13 protein-coding genes and 1 pseudogene are annotated in these 25200 nt (G+C 43.7%); 6 read left to right on the top strand and 8 right to left on the bottom strand.

Annotation, left to right across the window (positions count from 1 at the left end; translation table 11 throughout):
- Positions 1–3: 3 nt before the first annotated feature.
- The 4 genes from FIU21_RS02265 to FIU21_RS02250 form a co-directional block, all read right to left on the bottom strand.
- Positions 4–1866 (bottom strand): hypothetical protein, encoded by a 1863-nt coding sequence (locus FIU21_RS02265; protein ID WP_254361434.1) that lies wholly within the window; start codon positions 1864–1866, stop codon positions 4–6.
- Between the two features lie 85 nt (positions 1867–1951).
- Positions 1952–3409, bottom strand: a complete 1458-nt coding sequence (locus FIU21_RS02260) for an IS4 family transposase (protein WP_172891275.1) — start codon at positions 3407–3409, stop codon at positions 1952–1954.
- A gap of 475 nt (positions 3410–3884) precedes the next feature.
- Positions 3885–4088, bottom strand: coding sequence for a helix-turn-helix domain-containing protein (locus tag FIU21_RS02255; protein WP_004359713.1), 204 nt, complete (start codon positions 4086–4088; stop codon positions 3885–3887).
- Between the two features lie 524 nt (positions 4089–4612).
- A complete protein-coding gene (locus tag FIU21_RS02250; RefSeq protein ID WP_231291320.1) occupies positions 4613–4906 on the bottom strand; it encodes a hypothetical protein in 294 nt (97 codons plus the stop codon).
- Positions 4907–5567: 661 nt separating this feature from the next.
- Between FIU21_RS02250 and FIU21_RS02245 the strand changes: the two genes are divergently transcribed.
- The 6 genes from FIU21_RS02245 (at position 5568) to FIU21_RS02220 (ending at position 19497) form a co-directional block, all read left to right on the top strand.
- Positions 5568–9584, top strand: a complete 4017-nt coding sequence (locus FIU21_RS02245) for a hybrid sensor histidine kinase/response regulator transcription factor (RefSeq protein WP_036886008.1) — start codon at positions 5568–5570, stop codon at positions 9582–9584.
- Positions 9585–9811: 227 nt separating this feature from the next.
- Positions 9812–11026: a glycoside hydrolase family 5 protein gene (locus tag FIU21_RS02240; RefSeq protein WP_004359711.1), complete on the top strand. Its 1215-nt coding sequence runs from the start codon at positions 9812–9814 to the stop codon at positions 11024–11026.
- Positions 11027–11053: 27 nt separating this feature from the next.
- Complete coding sequence (locus FIU21_RS02235; protein ID WP_004359710.1) at positions 11054–14230, top strand: SusC/RagA family TonB-linked outer membrane protein; 3177 nt, start codon at positions 11054–11056, stop codon at positions 14228–14230.
- A 57-nt stretch (positions 14231–14287) separates the two neighbouring features.
- Positions 14288–16063: a SusD/RagB family nutrient-binding outer membrane lipoprotein gene (locus tag FIU21_RS02230; RefSeq protein WP_036886006.1), complete on the top strand. Its 1776-nt coding sequence runs from the start codon at positions 14288–14290 to the stop codon at positions 16061–16063.
- Positions 16064–16141: 78 nt separating this feature from the next.
- Positions 16142–17128 carry a hypothetical protein gene (locus FIU21_RS02225; protein ID WP_231291317.1) on the top strand — a complete coding sequence of 329 codons (987 nt, stop codon included), beginning with the start codon at positions 16142–16144 and terminating at the stop codon, positions 17126–17128.
- Between the two features lie 50 nt (positions 17129–17178).
- On the top strand, positions 17179–19497 hold the full coding sequence (locus FIU21_RS02220; RefSeq protein WP_004359707.1) for a glycoside hydrolase family 3 N-terminal domain-containing protein: 2319 nt from the start codon (positions 17179–17181) through the stop codon (positions 19495–19497).
- 220 nt (positions 19498–19717) lie between these two features.
- Here the strand turns inward: FIU21_RS02220 and FIU21_RS13225 are convergent.
- From FIU21_RS13225 to FIU21_RS02205, 4 genes and pseudogenes are all read right to left on the bottom strand, one after another.
- Positions 19718–19828 (bottom strand): annotated as a pseudogene (locus tag FIU21_RS13225) (IS30 family transposase); the annotation flags it as partial.
- Between the two features lie 18 nt (positions 19829–19846).
- On the bottom strand, positions 19847–21034 hold the full coding sequence (locus FIU21_RS02215; RefSeq protein WP_254361433.1) for a transposase: 1188 nt from the start codon (positions 21032–21034) through the stop codon (positions 19847–19849).
- 840 nt (positions 21035–21874) lie between these two features.
- Positions 21875–22312 carry a hypothetical protein gene (locus tag FIU21_RS02210; protein WP_036886042.1) on the bottom strand — a complete coding sequence of 146 codons (438 nt, stop codon included), beginning with the start codon at positions 22310–22312 and terminating at the stop codon, positions 21875–21877.
- Positions 22313–22828: 516 nt separating this feature from the next.
- Complete coding sequence (locus FIU21_RS02205; protein ID WP_004359705.1) at positions 22829–25165, bottom strand: AAA family ATPase; 2337 nt, start codon at positions 25163–25165, stop codon at positions 22829–22831.
- Positions 25166–25200: the final 35 nt, after the last annotated feature.

Below are 25200 nucleotides of genomic sequence, written 5' to 3'. Positions count from 1 at the left end.
TTCTTACTTCTGTATTTTCTTAATTATATCCTTTAGATAGTCTTCAATCAGAATATCTGCATAGGTCGTTTTATTGTCATTTTTCTGCACTAAGGCTTGCTCCAGATTCCTCACAAATGGCAATTCTGCATCATATACTTCGGAATATGGAACCTGTTGTAAGAAACGTCCGTTCAGTATTTGATAGAGAGCCATCACTTCTTTGGGCTGTATATTATTCACCTTCTTGGTAATATCCTTCTTAGGAATATGCTTTAATATTGGATAACTTAGGAAATCCGGTGTCTTGGTATCTCCATACTGAATAGTCAATCTATTGGCTAAAGTTGGCAGATCTTCGTTAAACTGGCGCAAGACCTCTTTAATATCTGTATCTAAATTGGCTTTCTTTATTTTATCCATCTTCTCACGTTCATACTTAACCACCCACCGGCTTTCCTTGGGAATCTTAGTTTCGACAACATCCAGATTTAGCTTATCAAGAAGGTTCGGCGTATCTATGCTTTCATACATCTTGTCAATGCCACAGCGAATTTTCTTTTGCATATCCTCCTTAGAAAAAGAGGTAAGAGGATAGAAGTGCTGAAGATATGTAGCAGAATTAATGTATGCCATATTATCACAGAATTCCCCGTCTTCCACATACTGCGCCAATTGCATCACAGCATCCGCCATTTCTTCATTACTCATATCCCATTGCGAATGTATAAACTTCTGCAATAGTGCATATGCGGGGCTTATATTATTCCTTTGCACTTGATTTTTATATCCTTCCCACACCGCTTTTAGTCCTTCCTTATCCAATGACATACCTGCCGTAACAAAGTCAAATATCTGCAGTGAAACAATGACAGGGAAATTATGAACTTTCACCAACTTCTTAAAGATGTACGTAATACGACGGTTTGTATATTCGCGTTGTTTTTCTTCCTTCTGCTTTTCCTGTTCCTCATCTTCTTGCGTGTCATCAAACAATCCGTCTGCTTTCCAGTCATCGTCACCAAACTCCCAGTCAATTGATGACAGTTCAACATATTGAGCAAACTGCAACCTATCTTTATAGGTCAAACGGTCTTTTTTATATTCAATAGCAACACCTACCGTACAAGCCCATAAAGACAGGAGAAAGCTATCAGCAGTATCTTTATTCTCATCCTTCAGGAAAGCATTGCAGACCTCATAAATCTTGCTAAAATGGGCTAATGCGAATTTCAGTATTCTGATGTTATGCAGTTCAACCTGCAAACCTTTATCTTCTTTATTTGATGGATAACTCGGATCAATTACCTCCACCGCCTTTTGAGCCGTCATGAATGCGGTAAATGGTGAAGAATAGCCCTTCCCACATAATTCCTTAAAGATGGACACCACATCTGGTTCATATACCAAGGTTTTCTCAATCACCTTTTCTTTGAACACAAGTTTTGCCTCACTCTTTTGTTGCATATAAGAGTTGTTGGCTATCACTACCACCTTATAACCTCGTTGTTCAACCAATTCATTGATGGCTCCCAAGAGAGTATGAACGTCAATTGTATCTATCACGCGTTCTATATCATCAAGAATGATAACGGTTTTTTCTGTGGGAATAAGTTTATAGAGCAAGCCGCTATTGGTACTAACCAACGTTTTCATGTCCACAAAACTCTCTAACCATGATATTCTAGAAGCGAATTGTGTTCCTTTAGCTACAACCTTACCAGCTTTCTCTTTTATCCAATCATACAGCCACAGTTTCTTGTTCTCCTTTTCTGTCCGTTTGTAATTAGCTGCTATTCGAAGTGGTATTTCATTAACCGACTCAATACCAAATAATGATACCTTCGTAGGATTCCATCCATCCTGCCGTAAGGTCGGTATTATCACCTAAAGTTTCCCACCCCTCTATTTCATGGGTATTTCAACCAAACTGCTTTGCGAATACCCATGAACGTGAGCCGTTAACACTTGTCTAAAATATGTTTACGGTTGTGAGCTTTTCTTGTTGCCTGTCTTCCAATGCTTGGACCATAATCTCAAAGTTGTTCCGCATTGCTGAGTCGGTGACTATTAACTGCCCTATCTCACTAACAGAGAACCCAAGAACGTCACAAAGAGCAGCAAGCAATCTCTCTATGCAATTCAGCACACGATGCCATAACGTAAGTGCCATGACATCATCTTCCATGTCAGCAAACAATTCACCCATGGTCTCATACTCTGACATCCGTTTTTCTAACGACATCACGATATATGTAATGTAGCAGAGCGTTGCATCAGCAATCTGACCATCAAAGTCTCTCCCCATGTATGAGCCGAGTCCGAGATGTCCTTTTGTCTCCTTGTTGACCACTTCAATGTTCCATCGTATCTGGTATAACTCGAAGGCACGCACAAAGCTCATCGATAGATCCGTACTAAGCATGATGTTCCAAGTCTGTCGACGCCCATATTTAATCAGGTATATCCTGACTGGTATATTCCCCAGACAGCCCCTCAACTCAATGTACTGACACTTGTACTTCCGGCAGCATTTGGTACGTCTTGCATACATTGCTACGAGCTCAGCAGCATTGTGTCGCTTATTCTCCACAAAGTACTTTGTCTTTCCCATCTTTGCAAGACCAATGTAGTGTATAGCTCCGTTGCCTACTCTCCTGATTTCCTCAATGAACTTCTCACAGGCAAACCAACTATCCGCCAAGGCATAATGGGGATGAATACCTCTCTTCCACATGCGCTGGAGCATCCTTATGGCGGAGTCCATCTTGCTCATACCGCATTCTTGATTCCGCTCATACGCTGGGCTCTCTTTCATGCGTCTCTTGGAGAATCTGCTGCGGAGTGCCTTCTTGCCAAGTCCGCCGTCCCCTTTCTTTCCTAATTCCTCATGGATGGAGAAGTCGAACGGCAGAGAGGACTTACCATCGAAGAACAGGCACAAAAGAAGCTTGTAGCCTAAGACATAGTTCATTCGTACATGGTCGAAAACCTTGGTAATATGCTCAAACTTCCTACCAGTCTTTTCCAAGGTTGTATCGTCAAATATAACACAGGAGTTCTCGCTCTCTGTCTGAATGCCATTCTTACGGAGAATGCATTCAAAACGAAGAACAGTATAGCTAAGCAAACGACGCCAATTCATTGCCTGCCTGACCATCATACGATAATAGCAGTTCTTTCCAGTGGTGAGAAGATGGTAGAAATTCTTCTTGTATATGGAGTGTATCGTCTCACCATTAATACGGAAAAGACAAAGGGAAAGAATCTGTTGAACAGCAGAGATACCATCGTGTTTCTCCAAAGAAAGCCTACAGAGCAGACGTCCAAAACCAAATTTTGAGAAAAGTGAGAGAATATCGCTACTCATCTTACTTTTAACACTTAAAAGCTTGGATATCTCGCTTAAATTGTCTAATTTTGCATCCATAACAGTTACTCTTTAATTTGTTGATAATCAATGTAATAAAGCACTACAAAGTTACCAATAATTATTGAGAAACTGTTATTTTAAGCCAACTTTTTGAGGGTGGGAAACTTTAGTTATCACTTTCTCTATATGATAAGTCTTACCACAACCCCATTCGCCCGACACCATCAAAGCGCCAGTACTTTCCATTGATAAATAGTTTCTTATACCGTTTAACATATTATTGTTTTTTAGAAATAAATCATTGTTTCAGGAAGCCATTTAGCGTTATGCATTATACCACCAACCTTTGTGGAGTCATTCTACACAATGTCGCCAAAAGCACCATTTTGGTCAATGCAATTGCTTCAGTTGTCTCAATATCCTTATTATAAGCAGCAAAGGACAGCACTAGTACCAGTCCTGCAAATATGAAGTTTCTTATTCCCTTTATTGCTTCATTCATGTTAGTTTTTATGCTTGCACTGCTCTGAAGTTACTTCACTAATTCTTTTGGTGACACACTGAGTAATTCCGCTACTTTGAAAATAATGGCGAGGTTAGGTTGCTTGCGATTGCCGACATAGGCATTTGTGATGCTAAAACTCATGCCCAGTTCTTTGGCGAGCCATGTTTGGGTAATACCTCGCTTCTTCAATGCTTCCTTGATAAGGTTGCTATGTTCTTTCTTCTGTCCCATTAGATGATTGTATATCTCAATATTAGTTACAAATATATGAACTTATAATGAATAAAACGAAGAAAAATGGGACTTTCATGCTACTGAAAATAGCTTTTCCAGTGAGAGGAAGCCCAAAGGAATTTCTTAAACAATCAATGATTATTGAAAACAACGTGCGTTTGTCCGAAATATTCCACTTTTTGAATATGTATTTAGCATTTTTGATAGTTGCTGATATCCTTGCATTTCCTTATACTTCCCGCTATATCCCTGCCTCTTGGAATAACATCAAAAGCCCTCTACTTTTGCATCATCAGAACTGACTGAATGCCCTATACACAGGGACGAGCTTTTCATTTCAAAACGATGGAATTATGACCGATTAGGGTTAAAAAAGTGTGTATGCCCTATTGTTTCTTTAATTAATTGATTTCAAATACAAAGATAATAAAAATATGGGCTTACACACTTTTAAGGACAGTACCAAATAATCAAAATAGCCTGCAAAATGACCATTACGCCGAAAATAAAAGGTTTGCCAATCATATTTGCCAACTGCCACCCCCTTTCGTATGCCCCTTGGAATTTGTGACATACTTCTCAAAAATTGTTTTTTTTATCGTCTCATAATCACCGCTTAATTTTATTTTTGCAGCCATCTGAACATCCTTACATCCAAATACGAATACTCTGTTTCGATATCTCAGATAATAATCTGGCATTCCCTTCCCTATAGCCTTTTCCAGTTCTTCTCCACTATAATTCACATAATTCAAACCAAAACATCTTTTCATCAAGGAGTAAAAGAAGAAGCGTTCCGAGAACTCCTCACCCAAAAACTGTACGTTGTCAAACAAAAGTGCATACGAAAATGTCCGTATACGGTTTTGCAATGAAGAACCTTTGCTGTGAAAAACGATAAAAATGGAAGCATATACTATTGACAACCAGTCTTAAGCTTATAAAGAATGTATGGAATTACTTCTTACAGTCTACTTTGGCAAATATATCCACGTTTTGCAACTGATAAATGAGGTAGAATTTCATTTTTATTGTATCTTTGTATAGTACTTTGTACATGAGAGAATTTTGAGGCTTGGTTTGCTAATACAAAGATAAGAAATCCTCTCAATTTTAACAAAATAAAAAGTCAAGACAACTTCAATATAAAAAGTAATAGAAATCGTTATAGGGCTTGTCATCGGCTTCTTCCTGGGTATCGACGATCTGATAACCCGTCTTTCCAGGACCTTCGATAAGACAAGGTAGCAGCTTTACGATGGAAGCGGCAACGTGATGCGCAGGGTGGAGAGCTTGAAGGGACTCGGCATAACGCCGAAGAAGCAAACCAAGGGACTGGAAGAAATTAATACATTGGACCGATAAATGAAAAATAAAGGCTTATCATATTTCCTAAGATTACAGGTTGATTTCCTGTGGCTCTTGTGCATTGTGCTGTGTTCGCAGCTCCATGCTCAGGAACATTTGACCCGCAATATGCTGATGTTGTCGAATCTCAATACGGACAATGGGCTCTCCAGTGCCCGTGTGTATTCGATAGTTGAGGCTGAGGATGGTGCTATGTGGATCAGTACCAAGCGAGGCGTTGACAGGTACAATGGTCAACAGGTACGAAACTATACCTTGGCTACGGATATGCAGTTTAGTGATGCCAGTGGTAGAAATATCAAGTTGACTAAGAATAGCCAACAGCATATCTATGCCTATGATAATAAAGGAAAGATCTATATATACAATAAGGTGAAAGACACATTCCAACTCCAGGTCAATCTGATGAATGTACTTGGAGGAAGTGTGGTGCTCAATGACTTGTTGGTTGATGACAAGGGATGCTTTTGGATGGCGTTAGATAGGGGCGTGTATATGATGGCTCCTCTATCTATTGCTGGTAGCAAAGACAAAACAGCGTATAGTTCGCCGAACAAAGGAAAATACATTCTGAAGAACATATATGTCAATCATATCCGATTCTTCGGTAAACAATTATTGATTGGTTCTCCTTCGGGAGTCTTCGTCTATTCACAAAATGCAGCCCAGCCTCGATTGCTCTTGCGAGGGTATTCCGTGCTTTCGTCTTATCACGACGTGAAGGCTCATCAGATATGGTTGGGAACTTTCCATCGTGGCATTCTCTTGCTCGATGACAGAACATGGAAGCCATTGTCTTCTCTCACACAATTCTCATCCTTATCAGATATTCCGCTCATCCCTGTTCGTTCCATTATCCCCTACGATGCAGCCACCATCTTGATGGCGGTGGATGGAGCAGGTGTCTATGCCTACGACAAGAAGACTTGTAAGACGAATCTACTTTTGAATACGGATGGCAGACCAGAAAATGTATTGCATGGCAATGGCGTCTATGCCCTTTGCAAGGACCATCTTGGCGACCTTTGGATGGGCTCCTATTCAGGAGGTGTGGATATGGCTATTCCAATGGAGCATACCTTGGAGTTTGTGCGCCATGAGTATCTCAACAGCCAGTCGCTTATCAATAATGATGTGAACGATGTCATGCAGAGCGTGGATGCACAGGGCCACAATAGCAAGATATGGTATGCTACCGACAAGGGGGTGAGCATCTATGACGAGCAAACTCATCTGTGGCATCATTCCCTATATAACAAGGTGGCGCTTACCCTTTGTCAGACTGCCGATGGCAAGGTCTTGGTGGGAACCTATGGTGATGGCATCTTTCAGGTTCATGCCGATGGAAGCAGTAGTCGGGCTTACTCTGTGTCGAATGGCAAGTTAAAGACTGACTATGTGTATAGCATTTTCAAGGATAGCGAAGGAGGCTTGTGGATAGGTTGTTTGGATGGAGACCTGGTATATATCCCATCATCATTAGAAAAGAATGGAAAAGTGGATAACTCCGTTAACTACTTGCCAATCAATGAAGTTCAGAGTATCGTGGAGTCTCCTGATAAGAAGATGATTGCGGTGGGAACGACCCATGGATGTTATCGTATCGACAAGCGAAGCCTTCGTGTCAGTCGATTCTTCTATCCGTCGGAATTTCCGTCAGTCGATTATAATTTCTTTGTCAATGCGATGGATTTTCAGGATGCACGGCATATCTGGATAGCCACCGATGGAGGAGGCTTGTACCTCTACGATTGGCAGAAGCACCAGGTTAAGAACTATACCATCTCGCAGTCTTTGCCTTCCAACACCGTCTATGCCTTGGTCAAGACTCCCATTGGCAAGGTGTGGATGAGTACCGACAAGGGACTGGCTTTCATCGATCATGGAAAGGTGACCAATCTCAACTTCTTCAAGGGATTGGAGCGGGAGTACAAGCGTATGGCTGTGGTCCGAACCCAAGACGGGCGAATGATATTCGGAAGCAGTGAAGGAGCTGTGGTCTTGGCATCCAAGTTTGCCAGAGGATTGAACTACAAGGCTCCTCTTCATATCACGGGTGTTGAGGTGGAAGGAAAGACTTTCGATGAGGCTGCCCAACAGGAAGATTGGAATGCAGAACTCTTCAAGATGTTGCAGACTGGCAAGATGAGCTTTTCACACAGCGAGAATACTCTCATCGTGTATTTCGAGAGCATCAATTACCAGTATCAGCACGACATTCAATACCAGTATTATTTGGAGGGGTATGACCATCAGTGGAGTGTGCCTTCTGCCTACCAGCAGGCTCGTTTCGCCACCTTGCCTCCTGGCAGTTACACCTTGCATGTCAAGGCAATGGGTAGGAGCAACGGACGCATTTTGGGAGAATCCACCTTGCGCATTCATATCGCCCAACCATGGTGGAACTCTTGGTGGGCATGGATTGTCTATCTCAGCATCTTTGGTGCTATCGTCTATTTCGGCTGGGATTACTACAGGGAGCGTTTGCATCGCAAGTACTACGATGACAAAATCAACTTCTTTGTGAATACCGCTCATAACATCCGTACCCCTTTGAGTCTTGTGCTGGCACCTCTTGCCGACTTGGCGAAGGATACTACACTGGGCGATAAGAGCCGAAAGTTCTTGGAGATGGCACTGCGTAATGGCGAAAAGCTTCTGAGGATGGTGACCGAGTTGCTTGATTTCCAGAAAATAGCCGTAGCGAAGACACAAGTCCACTTGCAGAATGTGGAGCTGTCTGTCCTCTTGCGTCAGCAGGTGGATAAGTTCCAGATGTCTGCCCAGGAGAAACATATCAGTCTTCGGTTGACAACCTGTGGACAGCATACCTTCTCTACCGATCTTTCTATGATGGATTTGATATTCGAGAATCTGCTCTCCAATGCCGTAAAATATACGCCGGTGGGTGGAACCATCACCGTCTCTGCTTCGATCGATGAGGTTGGCAAGCAGGTCTGCATCCAGGTGAGCGATACCGGCATCGGTATCCCGAAATCCGAGGCAAGGCATATCTTCCAGAGTTTTTTCCGTGCCTCCAATGCGGTCAACTCTCAGGAGATGGGCAGTGGCTTGGGCTTGATGCTCACTCGCCAGCTTGTGCAGAAACTGGGAGGAATGTTAACGTTCGAGAGCGAGGAAGGCAAGGGAACTGCTTTCTTGGTTGTTTTGCCTGATAACGGAAATGTTAATGTTCCCGTTTCTTCCAAGCCAGCAAGTCTGCCAGAAACTTCAGATACCTCCGTGTCTGCCGATGAAAAAATAAAATCAGAGGAATCCCTTAAGGACACGCTCCTTTTTGTAGATGACAACGAAGACCTCCATCAATACATCCGTATGGCTTTCGCTGACCAATATCATGTGGTGGATGTGGAGAGTGGTGAGGCAGCCTTGAACTATCTGGCAGAGAATGGCGAGTGCGACATCGTGATATCCGATGTGATGATGCCGGGTATGCAGGGCGACGAACTCTGCCGTCGCATCAAGGAAAACAAGGAGACCAGTTGGCTGCCTGTCATTCTCCTGACGGCGAAGGCTGGTCGCGACTTCATGATAGAAGGTTTAGACCTTGGAGCAGACGATTACATTGCCAAGCCATTCGACTCTGCCATTCTTGCCAGCAAGATAGCGAGCATGTTGAAGAACCGTTGTCGTCTGAGTCAATACTATATGGAGCGAAGTCTCGCCATCGTCAGAGGAGAGGACTCTGGGCAATCGTCTCAAAAGAGCCTGTTGCCAAGCGAATCTTCCGTGCCATCCGCTTCCGATGGAAAGAATAAATCTTCCGATGAAAAAGAACCGGAATTGGATCCGATGGACCAAGCTTTCGTTGAGAAAGCAACCCGTCTCGTCCTCGATAACCTGAGCGACACCGACTTCACCATCGACCGCCTTTGCCGGGAGATGGCGATGAGCCGCACCCTCTTCTATGGCAAGTTGAAGACTCTGACGGGGCAAGGGCCGCAAGACTTCATACGACTCATCCGTTTGGAGCAGGCAGCCCAGTATCTGAAGCAAGGCGATAGCGTCTTGGATGTCTCTGTGAAGACAGGATTTGTAAACGTAAAGTACTTCAGTACAGTCTTCAAGAAACATTTCGGGGTGTCACCGAGTAAGTATGGATAAAATGAGCAGTGTAAATTGCTGGTAAAGAAAGTAAAATTACTACTATCTGATATTCAGTTAGTTATATATAAATGTAAGGTTTCAGACCTGGCGATAAGTCAGATTTGAAACCTTTTTTGTTTGCATTCTAACCTGGTTTTTTCCTCTTTTCTATACTTTTGCAGCCAAGTCTAAACAATAACTCGCAATGAATAAACAATTAAGCATAAACAACAATAAACTTAATAATGAAAATGAACCTTTTGAAAACCTGCTTGCTATTTGTAAGTATGTTTACTGTATTTTCTTGCAGTGCTAGTCCTTCGGTGGTGGATACGCCTGATACAAGCGAATCGATTCCTACCGCCAAGCAATGGAACAAGAATGTATTAGGTTGGAATCTCGGCAATGAATTCGAGTGCTCAGCTCCTGGACAGGATGGAGAGTCGATGCAGATTGGCAACCCTGACGGTTCCATCCATGCAGAGACAGCTTGGGGCAATCCCGTTGTCACCAAAAAGATGATACAAGCCGTGAAGAAGGCAGGTTTCAATGCCATCCGTATTCCAATCCGTTGGCAGTGCCACATTACCAATGCTCAGGCGATGAGCATCGACAAGGCTTGGATTGCTCGTATCAAGGAGGTAGTGGGTTGGTGTCTGGATAATGACCTCAAGGTTATCATCAATGCGCATCATGAAAAATGGCTCGAAGGTCGTCCTACCTATCAATATAAGGATGAAAACTGCCAAAAGCTTGCGCTCCTCTGGATGAATATCGCCTCTGAGTTTGCCAATTATGACAGCCGCTTGGCTTTCGCCGGTACCAATGAGGTTCACGTCAGGGACAACTGGAGCAAGCCTACTGTCGAGAACCTCGAAGTGCAGAATGCTTACAATCAGATATTCGTGGATATGGTTCGTGCCACAGGCGGCAACAATGCCAAGCGCCACCTCATCTTGCAGACTTACGTTTGCAACCCTTGGTTTGGCATCGAGAATGGAGGATTCATCATTCCGAAGGATGCCGAAGGCAATGGCAACAACTATATGAGTGTGGAGTTCCACTACTATCAGCCATGGAGCTATGCCGGCGATTGCGCCTACGATTACTGGGGTGATGTCTACAAGGATGTTGGCAAGATACCTGCTGAAAATGAGAAGACGATGACGGATTTCTTCGATAAGGCAATGAATACCTGGAGCAACAAAGGACTGGGTGTCGTAATAGGAGAATGGGGAGTAACCGACCACTATAAGTCAAACTCAGTGAAAGTGCATGAAAACATGACCTACTACTGTAAGTTCTTGACTACGGAGGCTCGCAAACGAGGCTTCTCTACTTTCGTTTGGGACAACAACCACTTCGGCAACGGCTCTGAGAAGTATGGCATCTTCGACCGTTTCAAGAGTATGAAGGTGAATGCTCCTTGGATTCTCGAAGGAATCTTTGGGAAAGAATAATGTTAAACTAAAAACAAAATATCTATTATGAGAAAGAAAACCATGTTTCTCGGCATGCTCGGTGCAAGTTTGATGTGGATGCCTACTTCTGCCATCCTCGCTGCCCAGATGAACAATGCTGCTATGAGCGTTCAGCAGAACCAAGGTATCAAGGGTACAGTGGTGGATGCTACTGGCGAAACCTTGATTGGTGCAAGCGTGAAGGTGGCTGGTACAACCAACGGTGCCGTTACCGATCTGGATGGTAACTTTACGCTGAATTGCAAGCCTGGAGTAACGCTCGAAGTGAGCTACATCGGTTACAAGACGATGACCGTGAAAGCTGCTAATGGCATGAAAATACAGATGCAAGAGGATGGTAAGGTCTTGAATGAGGTAGTTGTCACCGCCCTTGGTATCAAGCGAGACCGCAAGGCCCTGGGCTATGGCTTGGAGGAAGTGAAGGGTGAGGAACTCAGCAAGGCGAAGGAAACCAATGTCATCAACTCTCTTTCAGGTAAGGTGGCTGGTCTCGTCGTGCAGAATACGGCTGGCGGTGCTTCTGGTTCTACCCGCGTGCTCCTTCGTGGTAATACAGAAATGGCAGGCAACAACCAGCCTCTCTACGTGGTGGATGGTGTGCCTTTGGATAATACAAACTTTGGCAGTGCTGGTGAAAGTGGCGGTTATGATCTGGGTGATGGAATCTCTGCCATCAATCCTGATGATATTGAGACGATGACCGTATTGAAAGGTCCTGCTGCCTCTGCCCTTTATGGTAGCCGTGCTTCCCACGGTGTTATCTTGATTACGACCAAGAAGGCGGAGAAGGATAAGATTTCCGTGGAGTACAATGGTTCTTACACTGTCGATACCCAGTTGGCTAAGTGGGATGACATCCAGGAGATATATGGCGCTGGTTACAATGGCGAGCTGCCTGCATCCAGCACCTCTGGTACCAATACCAGTTGGGGACCTAAGGCCGATGATTTCATGTTCAAGTATTTCGATGGTGAGGAGCGTCCATTCTTGATGCACCCTAACAACGCCTCCGATTTCTTCCGCACAGGTTTCACCACCCAAAACTCTGCCATCCTCTCTGTTAATTCCAGTAAGACGGGTATGCGTTTCTCTGTTACCGATATGCGCAACAAGGACATCCTGCCTAACACCAATATGAGTCGTGACAACTTCAACCTCCGTGTTAATACCTCTGCAGGTCCTGTTGACTTCGACTTCACCGCCAACTATACTCGTGAGAAGGTGAAGAACCGTCCTGCCCTTGGTGACTCCCAGAGCAACGTGGGTAAGAACCTCATGACTCTGGCGGGTACCTACGACCAGGCTTGGTTGAAGCACTATGAGGATGCCGACGGCAACTATTCCAACTGGAATGGTAACGACCAGTATAACAAGAACCCATACTGGGATCTCTATAAGAACAGCAATACATCCGACAAGGACGTGTTCCGTTTTACGGGTAAGGCCATCTGGAACATTGACAACCACCTCAAGTTGCAGGGTACCATCGGTACCGACATCAACAACATGAACTTCGAGGACTTCATCGCCAAGACAACTCCAGGTACTCCTGCCGGAAAGCTTACCGACCAAATCTTCAACAACCGCACACTCAACGCCGAGATACTCGCCCTCTACAACAACTCATGGGGAGACTTCGATGTCAATGCTACCGCTGGTGGTAACATCTTCAAGGTGAACAACAAGACCACTACCAACGTCGGTCTCAACCAGCAGATGAATGGAATACAGAACATCATGAACTATCAGGAGCAGAATACTCGTGAGAGCATGTACAAGAAACAGATCAGTTCTCTCTATGCCAGCGCGAGCCTCGGCTACAAACATACTTACTATCTGGAGGGAACTCTCCGTGGCGATAGGTCATCTACGCTCCCTACCAATAACAATACATATGTATATCCTTCGGTATCTGGTAGTTTGGTATTCTCCGAGTTTATCAAGAACAAGAAGTTTATCAATTACGGTAAGATTCGCGCATCTTGGGCAAAGGTAGGTAGCGATACTGATCCATACCTGTTGGCACTCAACTATACCACGGGCAAGTACAGCTACTCGGGTTATACCATCGGTATGATAGCCAACTCAACACAGCCAAACAAGGATTTGAAGCCTACTATGACAGATTCTTACGAGGTAGGTTTGGAGATGAAGTTCTTCAACGGACGCTTGGGTTTGGATGCCACCTATTACAACCAGAACTCCAAGGACCAGATTTTGAGTTTGGCTTCAACCACCACCTCTGGCTATGCTTACCGCCTCATCAATGCCGGTGAGATTCAGAACCAAGGTATTGAGATTGCCCTCAATGCCCGTGCCTTGCAGATCAAGGACTTCGCTTGGGACTTGGGTGTCAACTTCTCGAAGAATACCAACAAGGTGAAGTCGCTCACCAATGGTATGGACTACTTCGAGTTGGCGAAGGCATACTGGTGCGGTGTTTCTGTTGGTGCCAAGGTAGGAGAGAATTATGGAGCCATCCGTGGACACGACTTCCTCTACAACGACAAGGGTCAGGTGGTTGTCGATGCAGCTACTGGTCTTCCAAAGGTTGACCAGAAAATCAAGACCATCGGCAACTCTACTTGGGACTGGACAGGTGGTTTCTACTCAACCTTCAGCTACAAGAACTTCCGCCTCTCTGCTGCATTCGATGTTAAGGTAGGTGCCGACATCTACTCTATGTCCATGCGTTCCGCATACCAGACAGGTAAGGCAAAGGGAACATTGGCAGGCCGTGAGGAGTGGTACACTTCTGAGGAGGCTCGCAAGGCTTCGGGTATGGACCTTGCCGCATGGCGTGAAACAGGTAACTGCAAGGGATTTGTCGTAGAGGGTGTCATCGACAATGGCGATGGTACTTATCGTAAGAACGACATCGCCGTGAACCCTGAGGATTACTGGAAGCATGTGGCAAATGGTGTGCAGAGTGCCTTCGTTTACGACAACTCTTACGTGAAGTGTCGTGAGATTACTTTCGGCTATACCTTCCCAGAGAGCATCCTGGGCAAGTATGTCAAGGGCTTGACCGTATCCTTCGTGGCTCGTAACCCATTCATTATTTGGAAGAATATTCCTAACATCGACCCAGACTCCAGTTACAATACCTCTGGTCTCGGTCTGGAATATGGCTCTCTACCATCTCGCAAGAGCTATGGTTTAAACGTGAACGTGAAGTTCTAATCTCGAAAAAATAAATCATTTCTTTAGAAGAGTTCTAATATATAATAATGTATGAAAATGAACAATATAATCAAGAAATATATAGGTAAGAGCAGCCTGATGATGGCTTTCGCCCTGATGACAACCGGCACTGCGATGAATTCTTGCTCAGATGAAACCTTGAGCAACATCAATACTGACAAGACCAAGGTGAGCGAGCTCGACCCTAACGCACAGTTGACTACTGCTTTGTTGCAGACTTATGGTGACTTCAGTTTGATGGATACCTACCGTAACTATATCTCAGGTTTTCCACAGTATTTCGCTGGTGGTTGGAACGTAACCAACTATGCAGGTTCCAACTTCCGTGAGGACGATATCGCTCGTCGTGTCTGGGACCGCTACTATGAGGTCAGCATCAAGAATCTTGTGGATGCCATCCACAATTCAGCAGACAAGGCAAACTTGAATGCGGCACTTCGTATCCATCGTGTCTATCTCACGGCAGTCTTGGCAGATACCTACGGCGACGTGCCTTGTTTGGAGGCAGGTCTGGGTTACATCTCAGGTATCTCCACCCCTAAGTATGATACCGTAGAGGAACTCTACAGCTGGTTCTTTGAGGAGCTTGACGCTTGCGAGAAGCAACTTGGCACCGGTACCGACCGCATTTCTGGTGATGTCACCAGCATGGGTGGTAATATAGCTAAGTGGAAGAAGTATGCCAATGCGCTCCGTATGCGCTATGCCATGCGCATTTCAGATGTTAATCCACAGAAGGCAAAGAAAGAGTTTGAGAAGGCTGTTGCTGCCGGTGCTATCGCCAGTGCAGCAGATGATGCTTACATCAGATATGCCGATACTCCTTATACTTATTATGATGGAGCCAACGACTACGATTTCCGCACCAATGCTTTAGGAGAGATTCTCTATGGTCAGGATGCCACATCGCCTACCATGGTATGCTCTACCTTGTTCTATCAGTTGCAGAATACCAACGACCCTCGTCTCTATCGCATCTGCCGTCACTACTACAATATCAAACGTAGTCAGGTGAAGCCAGACAAAGAGCAGAACATCGACTTGACCGATGATTTCCTGGCTTACTTCCAGAGAAAGAATCTCGGTGAAGAGCCTTGCAACCCTGGTGCTACCTGGTACACAGACTGGATGAATCCAGCTACGGTTGATGACCTTCCCACTTTGAAGAAGTATGCGGAGATAGACAAGAACACTTATGCCAACTCTGATTATATAGCCCGAGCAGGTCGTCCTTGCCTGAACATCGACTTCGAGATGCCTTCTTGTCCTGGCGACTTGATGAGCTATGCTGAGGTGGAGTTCCTCAAGGCTGAGGCTGCAACCAAGGGTTGGAATGTTGGGGGTGGTGATGCAGAGAGCCACTACGAGGCTGGTGTTCGTGCCAGCATGGAGTTGCTCAACAACTACTATCTTACATCCAACAAGATTTCCAAGGAAGAGATAGATGCGTTCATTGCCAATAATCCGTTGGGTGACAATCCTAAGGAGACCATCAACACCCAGGCTTGGATTCTCCACATGATGAACCCTTCTGAGGGTTGGGCAAACATGCGCCGCTCTGACTATCCTGCCATCTTGAATCGTGATCTCTTGACCAAGAATGGTTTTACTTACACAGATTCTAACTGGTCAATGCCTGTCCGTTTGCAGTATCCTGAGTTGGAAGGTCAGTACAACAGTGCTAACTACAAGGCTGCCATCGACCGCATGGGTGGTACAGACGACTGGCACAAGCACCTCTGGTGGGACAAGGCTGATGTAAACCTTCAGCCAGACTTCAATCCTCCATTCGGAAAGGGATACAGCAAGTAGTGTTAAGCGTTTAATGTTAAGTATTAAATGTTAAGTTTTATAGGACAATAGATAGAATAATTAATTATGAATAAGACAATGAAACAATATAAGGGAAAAGTCTTGAAGGCTATGATGATGCTCTTCGCCATGAGTTTCGCACTGGCTGGTACATCTACTTTGTCTTCTTGCTCTTCTGACGATGATCCATACTTCACTGTCAGCGAAAATGACGATCCACGTATTTTGAACACCGACTTGGCTGATTCCAAGATAGACCGCAAGACAAATTATAAGTTGGAAATCAAGGTGACTCCTGTTCACTACACCACAGTGACATGGTTGCTCGACGGCACTCAGATTGCCGAAGGTACTACCATCGACCAAACTTTGCCTTTAGGTAATCATGAACTGAAGATTGTGGCAACCACCACCAAGGGCAAGACCACATCCCGCACCTTGAACGTTACCGTGACTCCTGCTGCCGATGACCCAGCCTTGGGTACAAATGCCATCGAGCTTAGGGTAGCTCCAGGAGAAACTACAACCATCCACGAGTGCAAGAACCTGGGTCTCGTTCAGAAAGTTCTCATCGCTAATAAGGAGGTTGCCTTCAAAGTTCTCGATGAGGGTACAACATTGAAAGTTACTGCTCCTTCCGACCTCGCCAATGGCGATTACGACATTACATTGGTAGATGGCAATGGTGTACAGTTTGCTGGCGGTACCATCAAGGTAACCACCGAGGCTCGCCCATCTATGGAGAACACCATCTGGGAAGGTGAGTTTGCCGTGACATGGGGTACACCATTCAATGCCTTGAAGGATACCTTCCTCTCAAAGGTGAAGGCTGGCACCATTCTCCGTGTCTATGTGAATGGAAATGGTCAGGGTACTGCTGCCACTGCTTGGTGGAACAACATCCTTACTGGTAAGGGCGACCCAGAGCGTGGCGACATCATGGTGGATGGACCTGCTAAATGGGAGTTTAAACTGACCGACTTATCTATCCAACTTTTGACAGAGCAGGATGGTTTCCTCCTCGTGGGTGACGGTTACACCGTAAAGAAAGTAACTATCGAATAAAATATTAGAAAGATTTCCGTTTTATCATAAAACGTCAAACCTTTGAACTTATGAAGAAATTATTATTATCTATTTCAATGTTGGCATTTGCTTATACAACCAGTGCCAATGTTCCAGTTATCAAAAGCAACCCTAAGATAGAGGCTCAAGTAGAACAAACCCTGAAGAAACTCACCTTGGAGGAAAAGATAGGTCAGATGATGGAATTGGTGACCGACCTCTTTGGTGCCAACGACAAGAACGGTGTGTTCTATATCGACGAGCACAAGACCGATTCTATCTTTTCTCGCTATAAGATTGGCTCTATCCTCAACGCTCCTAACACTTGCGCACCAACCGCCAAGCAGTGGGAGAAGTACATCGAGCAAATCCAGAAGATTTCGATGAAGCGCATCGGCATCCCTTGCGTCTTCGGTCTCGATCAGAACCACGGTTCTACTTATACACAAGACGGTACCCTCTTCCCGCAGAACATCAATGTAGCTGCCACCTTCAATCGTGAGATTGCTCGCCATTCGGCTGAGGCTACTGCTTATGAGACTCGTGCGGTGAGTGTGCCTTGGACTTACAGTCCTACCGTTGATCTCGGTCGTGATGCCCGTTGGCCTCGCATCTGGGAGAACTTTGGAGAAGATTGCTATCTCAGTTCAGAGATGGGCAAGGCCATGGTCTATGGTTTCCAGGGTGAGGACCCAAATAACATCGACCAGTATCACATCGCCACTTCAATGAAGCACTTCATGGGCTATGGCGTGCCTTGGACTGGTAAAGACCGTACACCAGCCTATATCTCTCCTGCCAACTTGCGAGAGAAGCACTTCGCTCCTTTCCTGGCGGGTCTGCAAGCTGGAGCCTTGACCGTGATGGTGAATTCCGCTTCCGTCAACGGTATGCCGATGCACGCCAACAAGGAAATCCTGACAGGATGGCTGAAGGAAGAGACAGGATGGGATGGTGTGCTTATCACCGACTGGGCAGACATCAACAATCTCTATACTCGTGAGATGGTGGCAAAGGACAAGAAGGATGCACTCCGCATCGCCATCAATGCTGGTATCGACATGATTATGGAACCTTATTCTTGCGATGCTTGTGGCTACCTTATTGAATTGGTGAAGGAAGGCAAGATTCCGATGAGTCGCATCGATGATGCCTGTCGCCGTGTGCTTCGTATGAAATACCGTCTCGATCTCTTTAAGAACCCAACCCAGAAACTGAAGAATTATCCTAAGTTTGGTGGCGAGGAGTTTGCCAAGCTCGCCTTGGAGGGAGCTACCGAGAGTATGGTGCTCCTGAAGAACGAGCGTAATATCCTTCCTTTGCAGCATGGCAAGAAGATTCTCCTCACGGGGCCTAATGCCAATCAGATGCGCTGTCTGGACGGTGGATGGAGCTATACCTGGCAGGGCCATCGTACCGATGAGTTTGCCGGCAAGTATAATACCATCTATGAGGCATTCTGCAATGAGTATGGCAAGGAGAATGTTATTTTGAACCAGGGTGTTACCTATAATGAAAAGGGCAAGTATTGGGAGGAGAACGAACCTCAGATTCTGGGGGCAGTGGCTGCAGCGAAGGATGCCGACGTCATTGTGGCTTGCATTGGCGAGAACTCCTATACCGAGACTCCGGGCAACCTGACAGACCTCTGGCTTTCTGAAAACCAGCGCAATCTGGTCAAGGCTTTGGCTCAGACAGGCAAGCCTGTCATCTTGGTACTGAATGAAGGACGTCCACGTCTCATCGCCGACATCGAACCATTGGCACAGGGTATCATCGATATCCTTATCCCTGGCAACATGGGCGGCGATGCCTTGGTAAACTTGGTATCGGGCAAGTCAAACTTCAGTGGCAAGATGCCTTACACCTATCCTAAGGAAATCAATTCGCTCGCTAACTACGACTTCAAGAAGAGTGAGGAGGTGGGTACGATGGAAGGGGCTTACGACTACAATGCGAAGATTACCCAGCAGTGGGGCTTCGGATATGGTTTGAGTTACACCTCTTATCAATATAGCAACCTGAAGGTTTCCAAGTCTGACTTCCGCCACGGAGACATTATCAAGGTGAGCGTGGATGTGAAGAACACGGGCAAGGTGGCAGGCAAGGAGAGCATTCTCCTGTTCAGCAGCGACCTCGTTGCCAGCATGGTACCAGATGGTCGTCGTCTCCGTGCCTTCGACAAGGTGGAACTGCAGCCAGGTGAGACCAAGACTGTGACCTTCGAATTAAAGGCAGACGACTTGGCTTTTGTAGGTTGGGATGGCAAATGGAGATTGGAGGAAGGCGACTTCAAGTTGATGATTGCCGACCAAACTGCCTCTGTTCATTGTGCAGATACTTATCTGTGGCAGACAGCCAATAGATAAGCATATATAAAGATTGGGATCCATTCCTGCAAGAATATTCTATGTATTCTTGTTAGGAATGGATTTTGGGAAAATCTTTGGTGAATATGGGGTAGAGAAATATATTGCTCATATTGAACTTATCTTGACTTTTGTTTCTTTTTCACTTTCTTCATCAGAATAACAATAAAGGCTCTTCCGTTAAATGTGTGGACCGCAGAGTCAACCAGCAAGTGCAAAATTACAAAAGGTGTTTAAAGAACTCGCACTTTGGAGTAGAAAAGTTTAATTTTTCTCTTGGTCTTTCGTTCAATTTCTTTTGTATGGACATAATTCTCTTGTCTGTATAGTTACAATAGTCCGTTAAATATTATGCTGCGTCAGCAGTGAAACTAAATATATCATTTATCCTTTCTTTATTTAATGGTGTGTTCGGGTTCTTCTCGAACACGTCAATAATTCGTTGCGCATAGTAGGCATTGATCATCTGCGCTTTAAGTCGACCGATGGATGTTTCATGTTCCTTGCACATGATTTTCGCCACATTGAGTGCCGTGAATGAAGAGTTGAAAGCAAATTCAAGTTTTCTCTTGTCGCGTGCCTGACAATCGGTAAGACCGAGGAATTGCTTTGCGTCGCGAAAGCAAAACTCCTCTTGGAAACGTGTGGTATAGTACTCCATCACATCGCGTCCACTCATGCTCTCATCCGTAGAGAAGTACAAACGGCGGACACCGTTGGGCAACTCGTGGATGACAATCGACACGACCCTATGCAAGGACTTGCACCACGCCTTGAGCGCATAGGCTTTGCCTTTGGTCTCTCCTAAATCAAGCTCATTGCCTTTGGATATGTCGATGTTCCTTACGTCAATCTTGTCACCTTTGATACGAGGACGGCCGGGCTTTCCCGTGGGTTCCCCATCCCATGTGTAGAACAAGGCTGCGTCATGACGCAAGCGGCTCACAACATGGAAGCCCATCTTCATTACCTTGTCGATGAAAGGTCTTTTGGAGAAGGCTGAGTCAGCGACAAGAACCTTGCAAATACGCTGTAAGGTTACCTTGTCGTCCTCCAACACCTTGGTATACCAGTCGTATAGACTCATCTCTTTTTTCTCCTCCCCTTTTTCCAATGTGGTCTGCACAGCCTTGAGCATCATACACTCATGCAAGTCCACGTCTATCACACCGATGCCGAGGATCTCAAGACCGTGCTTTACCGCACCTGCACAGCCCGACCAAAACGTACCCACGTATGGGGTATGCTTCCCAGCCTTCTTGATGAAGCTTGGATCAATAACGATGGCATTGAGCCCTTTACCCTGCTTGAAGGCGAAAGCACTCAGCCACATATTTATTTCGAGCCAGTTCACGCTGCGCTCTGCCGTCTGCCGATAGCATTGTTCGCCACGCTTTCCATAGCGTCCCATCTGCGTAAAATTACATTTCCTTGGGATGACCATCAAAAGAAAAAGCATTTCCATGACGTTTGTTTGAATACTTTTGTTTAACTTTGCTCCATCTTCAGCACTAAATGCTGCTTTGCAGAGCTTCATATATCGGCTAATCAAGTTGGTTATCAGCATAAACTTTATTGTCTTTTTACATCTATAAAGTTACTGAAAATCAATGAGATAGCCGATTTTATTGTGTTATATTTTGTTACCTAATCATCTCTTTTTCAGAGACTTATTATGTCTTCTTTCTGTCACAATTCCTGTTGGCTTTTGGGTAAAAGCTTTGCAAACTGCGAAAATTTAACGGACTATTGTATAGTTATCAAACGAATCCTTTTTAGGTATATACTGCCTGATTAATTTATGGTTCTTCTGTTAAATGTGTGGACGCTTTTCGTATTGCTTTAACAGAAGAACCAAAGTTACTCGCTAAACAAAAAACATTGCTAAGATTGTCAACTATCTATCTTATTATTATCCTCTGACATTGAAAACCATTTCTTTTTATACTTCGAAAATATGCAGATAAGGATTTGAAAAATCATTACATAATTTCAAAGAAAACATCTATAACTAACGGCAAAAAAAATACATAAGAAGCAGGTTTGCAATAAACAGAAAGTCAAGTAGTTACCAAGTAGTAAAGTGAAATGTGCTTAATAGGACTTCAAAAGGGCGTTAGTAATAGCCTTAAAGGGCATCTTTTGCAACCCAAAAGGGCGTCGTTTAGAAGCCAAAAGAGCATGTATTGGGTTTGAGTTGCACGAAAATAATTTACAAACATAATTTAATAAGGGAATAAGCAGGTTGTAGATGACAGATAGACATCGAACCTAATTACATTTATCATGTAGTTTATCCCCCTTTATAAAACCATCTAATTGGAGGTAAGCTTATCATGTATGTGGATTAATCTCATTCTATTAACATTCTACACATTTAACGGAAGAGCCATAAAAATGGTTTCATTAGATGTTTTTTGTCGTGACTTGTTAGGTGTCTCTTGAAATCCTCCATGAAGTTAAAAATTTTTATTCCGTCACTCGGCATAACCGCCATCAGCACCTTAATCAATTTATCTTGCTCAATAGTTTCATAAAAACCGTTCACATGAGTCTTAGGCTCAATCATTGACTCTATGGTTCCCAAAGGAAGATGAATAACCAGAACTTCTTTCCCCAAACCTGCAGCACACTTTCGATATGTGCTAAATCTTATATCCTTTTCCATCTTGCAAGCTTTAAGAAAATTTGAATACTCTATGCCACTTATATGAGCAGCTTCTTTTGTATTCTCACATAAAAGAACTAAACTCTCAAGTGTAGGGCTACTAATATAAAGATACCCTTTGGGTTTTAATTTGTTTTTATTAGCCATAATATACATAATTGTAATTATTATGGCTACAAAGTTCCTAATGAAACAGGCTTTAGATAGAATATTAAAATACTATTTTCTGGTAGTATAATACCATTTTACGTATTGATAATCAACGGTATAAAATATAAGGTAGGGACCATCAGTGCAAAGTGCAAGACCTATCTATATATATAGGCTTGTACCTTGCACTGAAAATTGTAGCCAAAGAATTTATAAAACATTTTCTACCAAATATTTGGGGCATGTTCATATTTTTAGTACTTTTGAACCCAAGAAACACAAGAGCGTGTTTCAAGCAGCAGTATCCACGTGTACTCTCAAAATACTCTGTTGTGGCTACAATCTGGCTACACAGAAAAGAAGAAAGTTTATAAATAACTATGATACAAGGAGATACGAGGAATATTCATTTTCCTCTCTCTCCGCAAACAAGGGTGTAAATCAGCAAGTTACGCGATTTACACCCTTTATCACACCCCAAAACTTACAAGCATAATGTCGATAGAGAATGCTTTATTTAGGGTTAATACTTAGAAGAAAAGCATCATATTGATCTGGATCTTTGGTCTTGATAGTCTCTAGTATATACTGGGCACATTTCTTTATCTCGGCATGATCAGACATAGACATTCCCCTCTCCATTAACCCCTCAAGATGTGAGAGTTCGTTATCAATACGATCTATAGTAGTAGCTGCACATTCATCTGAGAAGAAGCGCATCATTTTCTTATGGAGGCAGTTTGTATCGTTATCAGGATATTTATAATATAGATAGGCCTCTAAAAATTTACGTGCATTATTCCCAAAGTTATAGAATAGCTCATAGTTTTCATTTTCAGCTGCTTGACTGCACTTGTAAATTTGATGAAACAGGTAGTTGAACTCTGTCACATGATCTTTCATATACTTAGGCATGCCACGTAAACAAGACTGATCACCTTGTCGCTCAATCAAAAACCATCCACGTTGTTCACCCGTATGTATACGTTTAAGATACCTCAAGAATTCAAGATTATGGGTAGATATAAAGAGCTGTGTCCACTGATGCTTAGCCACTATTTGCTGGTCTATCAGCGAGAAGATGAAGAACACATGATTAGCATCTAAGCTCGATATAGGATCATCAATCCAGATTATTGGCTTTTCTGCTACAGTCTCAACATCCTCTAGTTTTGCAACAAAGTACGAAAAAGCAACAAGATTACGTTCCCCTTCACTTAAGTTATACGCTTTCTGCCCTCCCCGAAACACATCAAAGTAAATTCCATCTTCATTATCTTTCTTAACTGCTCTAAGTTCAATGAATCTATGCCCAAAATAGTTTTCCAGAATTGCATTTACTTTTCTTGCTCCCTCTTCTTCATTTTGACGGAGGCGCTCTTTTTCTTTAATAGCTTTCTCCTTGGAAAGAACAGTTTTTTCCTTTTCTTCCTTTGCTTCTCCTTTCTCATTGAGAACCGCCTCTTTCTCTAATATGAACTTGACTTTCTCTTCATAGCCTATATCTTCCTTAAAGCGAGCAACTTCAGATAAGCGCAGTTTTGCCTGAGCTTTAGATTGCTCCTGCTTAAGCTTAGCACCATATTCAGTTGCACTTTTCTCAAGATTCTCAATCCGACTATAAACTGCATTGAGTTCTGAAAAATCAAATGCGTATTCAATATAAGAAGGGGTAGAATGAATATCCGCTAATTTCTCTTTCAATTGTAGCAAAATGCCGTTCAACGCTGTGAAAAGTTTCTCTCGGAGTTTATCCATGTCCTTATTAATACCCTCTACCTCAACTTTAAAATGCTGATAGTATTTCTCAGGTGAGATTTTGTAGAGTTCCTTTGCAATTTGAATATGTTCTTCTAACCAATCAACCGCCTTCTCTGCCTTATCTTTCAATTTCCTTGTTGCTTCGTCGTAATGACGTTCTAACTCTGCCCAGCGATTGTTTGTGATTTCACCTCCACAGAATAAACAAGTTTTCTTCCCCTCATGTAGTTTGCATCCTTCCTCAACCCATTTGTTTGCTATTGCATTGCGCACTAATTCTTCAATTTTTCCTGATGACATTATCTGCTGCTCCACAATAGCCTTAATTCGTTGATTTATATTATCGAAACTTGGTAAAGAATGTTCTGATATATGAGGGATTTGCTTTGTCTCTTCCTTTAACGATGCCTTCAACTCAACTATTTGCTCGTCTGCCAGTTGATTGTCTTGAGTAACCTTCTTAAGTTCATCTTTGAGTTTGGCTACAGTGTAATTCTGATCGCCAAAAAAGTGAGATAGATATTTGATACCAGACCCCTTATCCAGAGCCTTAAACGAGAGCTTCTTCTCTAGCCATTCCTTCTCTTTCTTTATTTCTTTTTCTACTTTTTGATAGTCCTTGACTGCATTCTTTCTCTCCAGATAGAGTCCAGTTTCATTCTCTTCTTCTGCTGACCCTAACAGACCTTTTAGCTCTTGTATTTCTGACTCAATCTGGGCATTCTCACCCAATACGGCAAAAGGTGTTACACCTTCTTCAGGATTACCAATAAAGAGTAGATTATCTTTTACAAAATCTTCATTGAAGACACGAACAGGGATTGTAAAACTTGCTATAGATTTCTCGTCTATAGTATTTCCATCCTTCAGTTCCAACTTGAAAGAACCACTCTCATACTTTTCGAGTCCGCCTTTTAACTCAAAGGCACGAAAAATCCGAGAAAGAGTTGTCTTTCCCGAATAGTTACGCCCAAATATAATATTTACATTTTGTAGGGTCTCTATTTTTCTATTATCGTCTACAAGATTCTTGTTCCATTCAAAATCTTTGAAAACCCCTAGATTCTTGATGTCAAACTTTTTAATCATATCTTTGTAGAGTTTGAACTCCTTACACTCCTTTA

Source organism: Prevotella melaninogenica (assembly GCF_013267595.1).
Taxonomy (GTDB): domain Bacteria; phylum Bacteroidota; class Bacteroidia; order Bacteroidales; family Bacteroidaceae; genus Prevotella; species Prevotella melaninogenica_D.
Note: the sequence above shows the minus strand (reverse complement) of the source record. Positions and strands in the feature narration are given on the sequence as shown.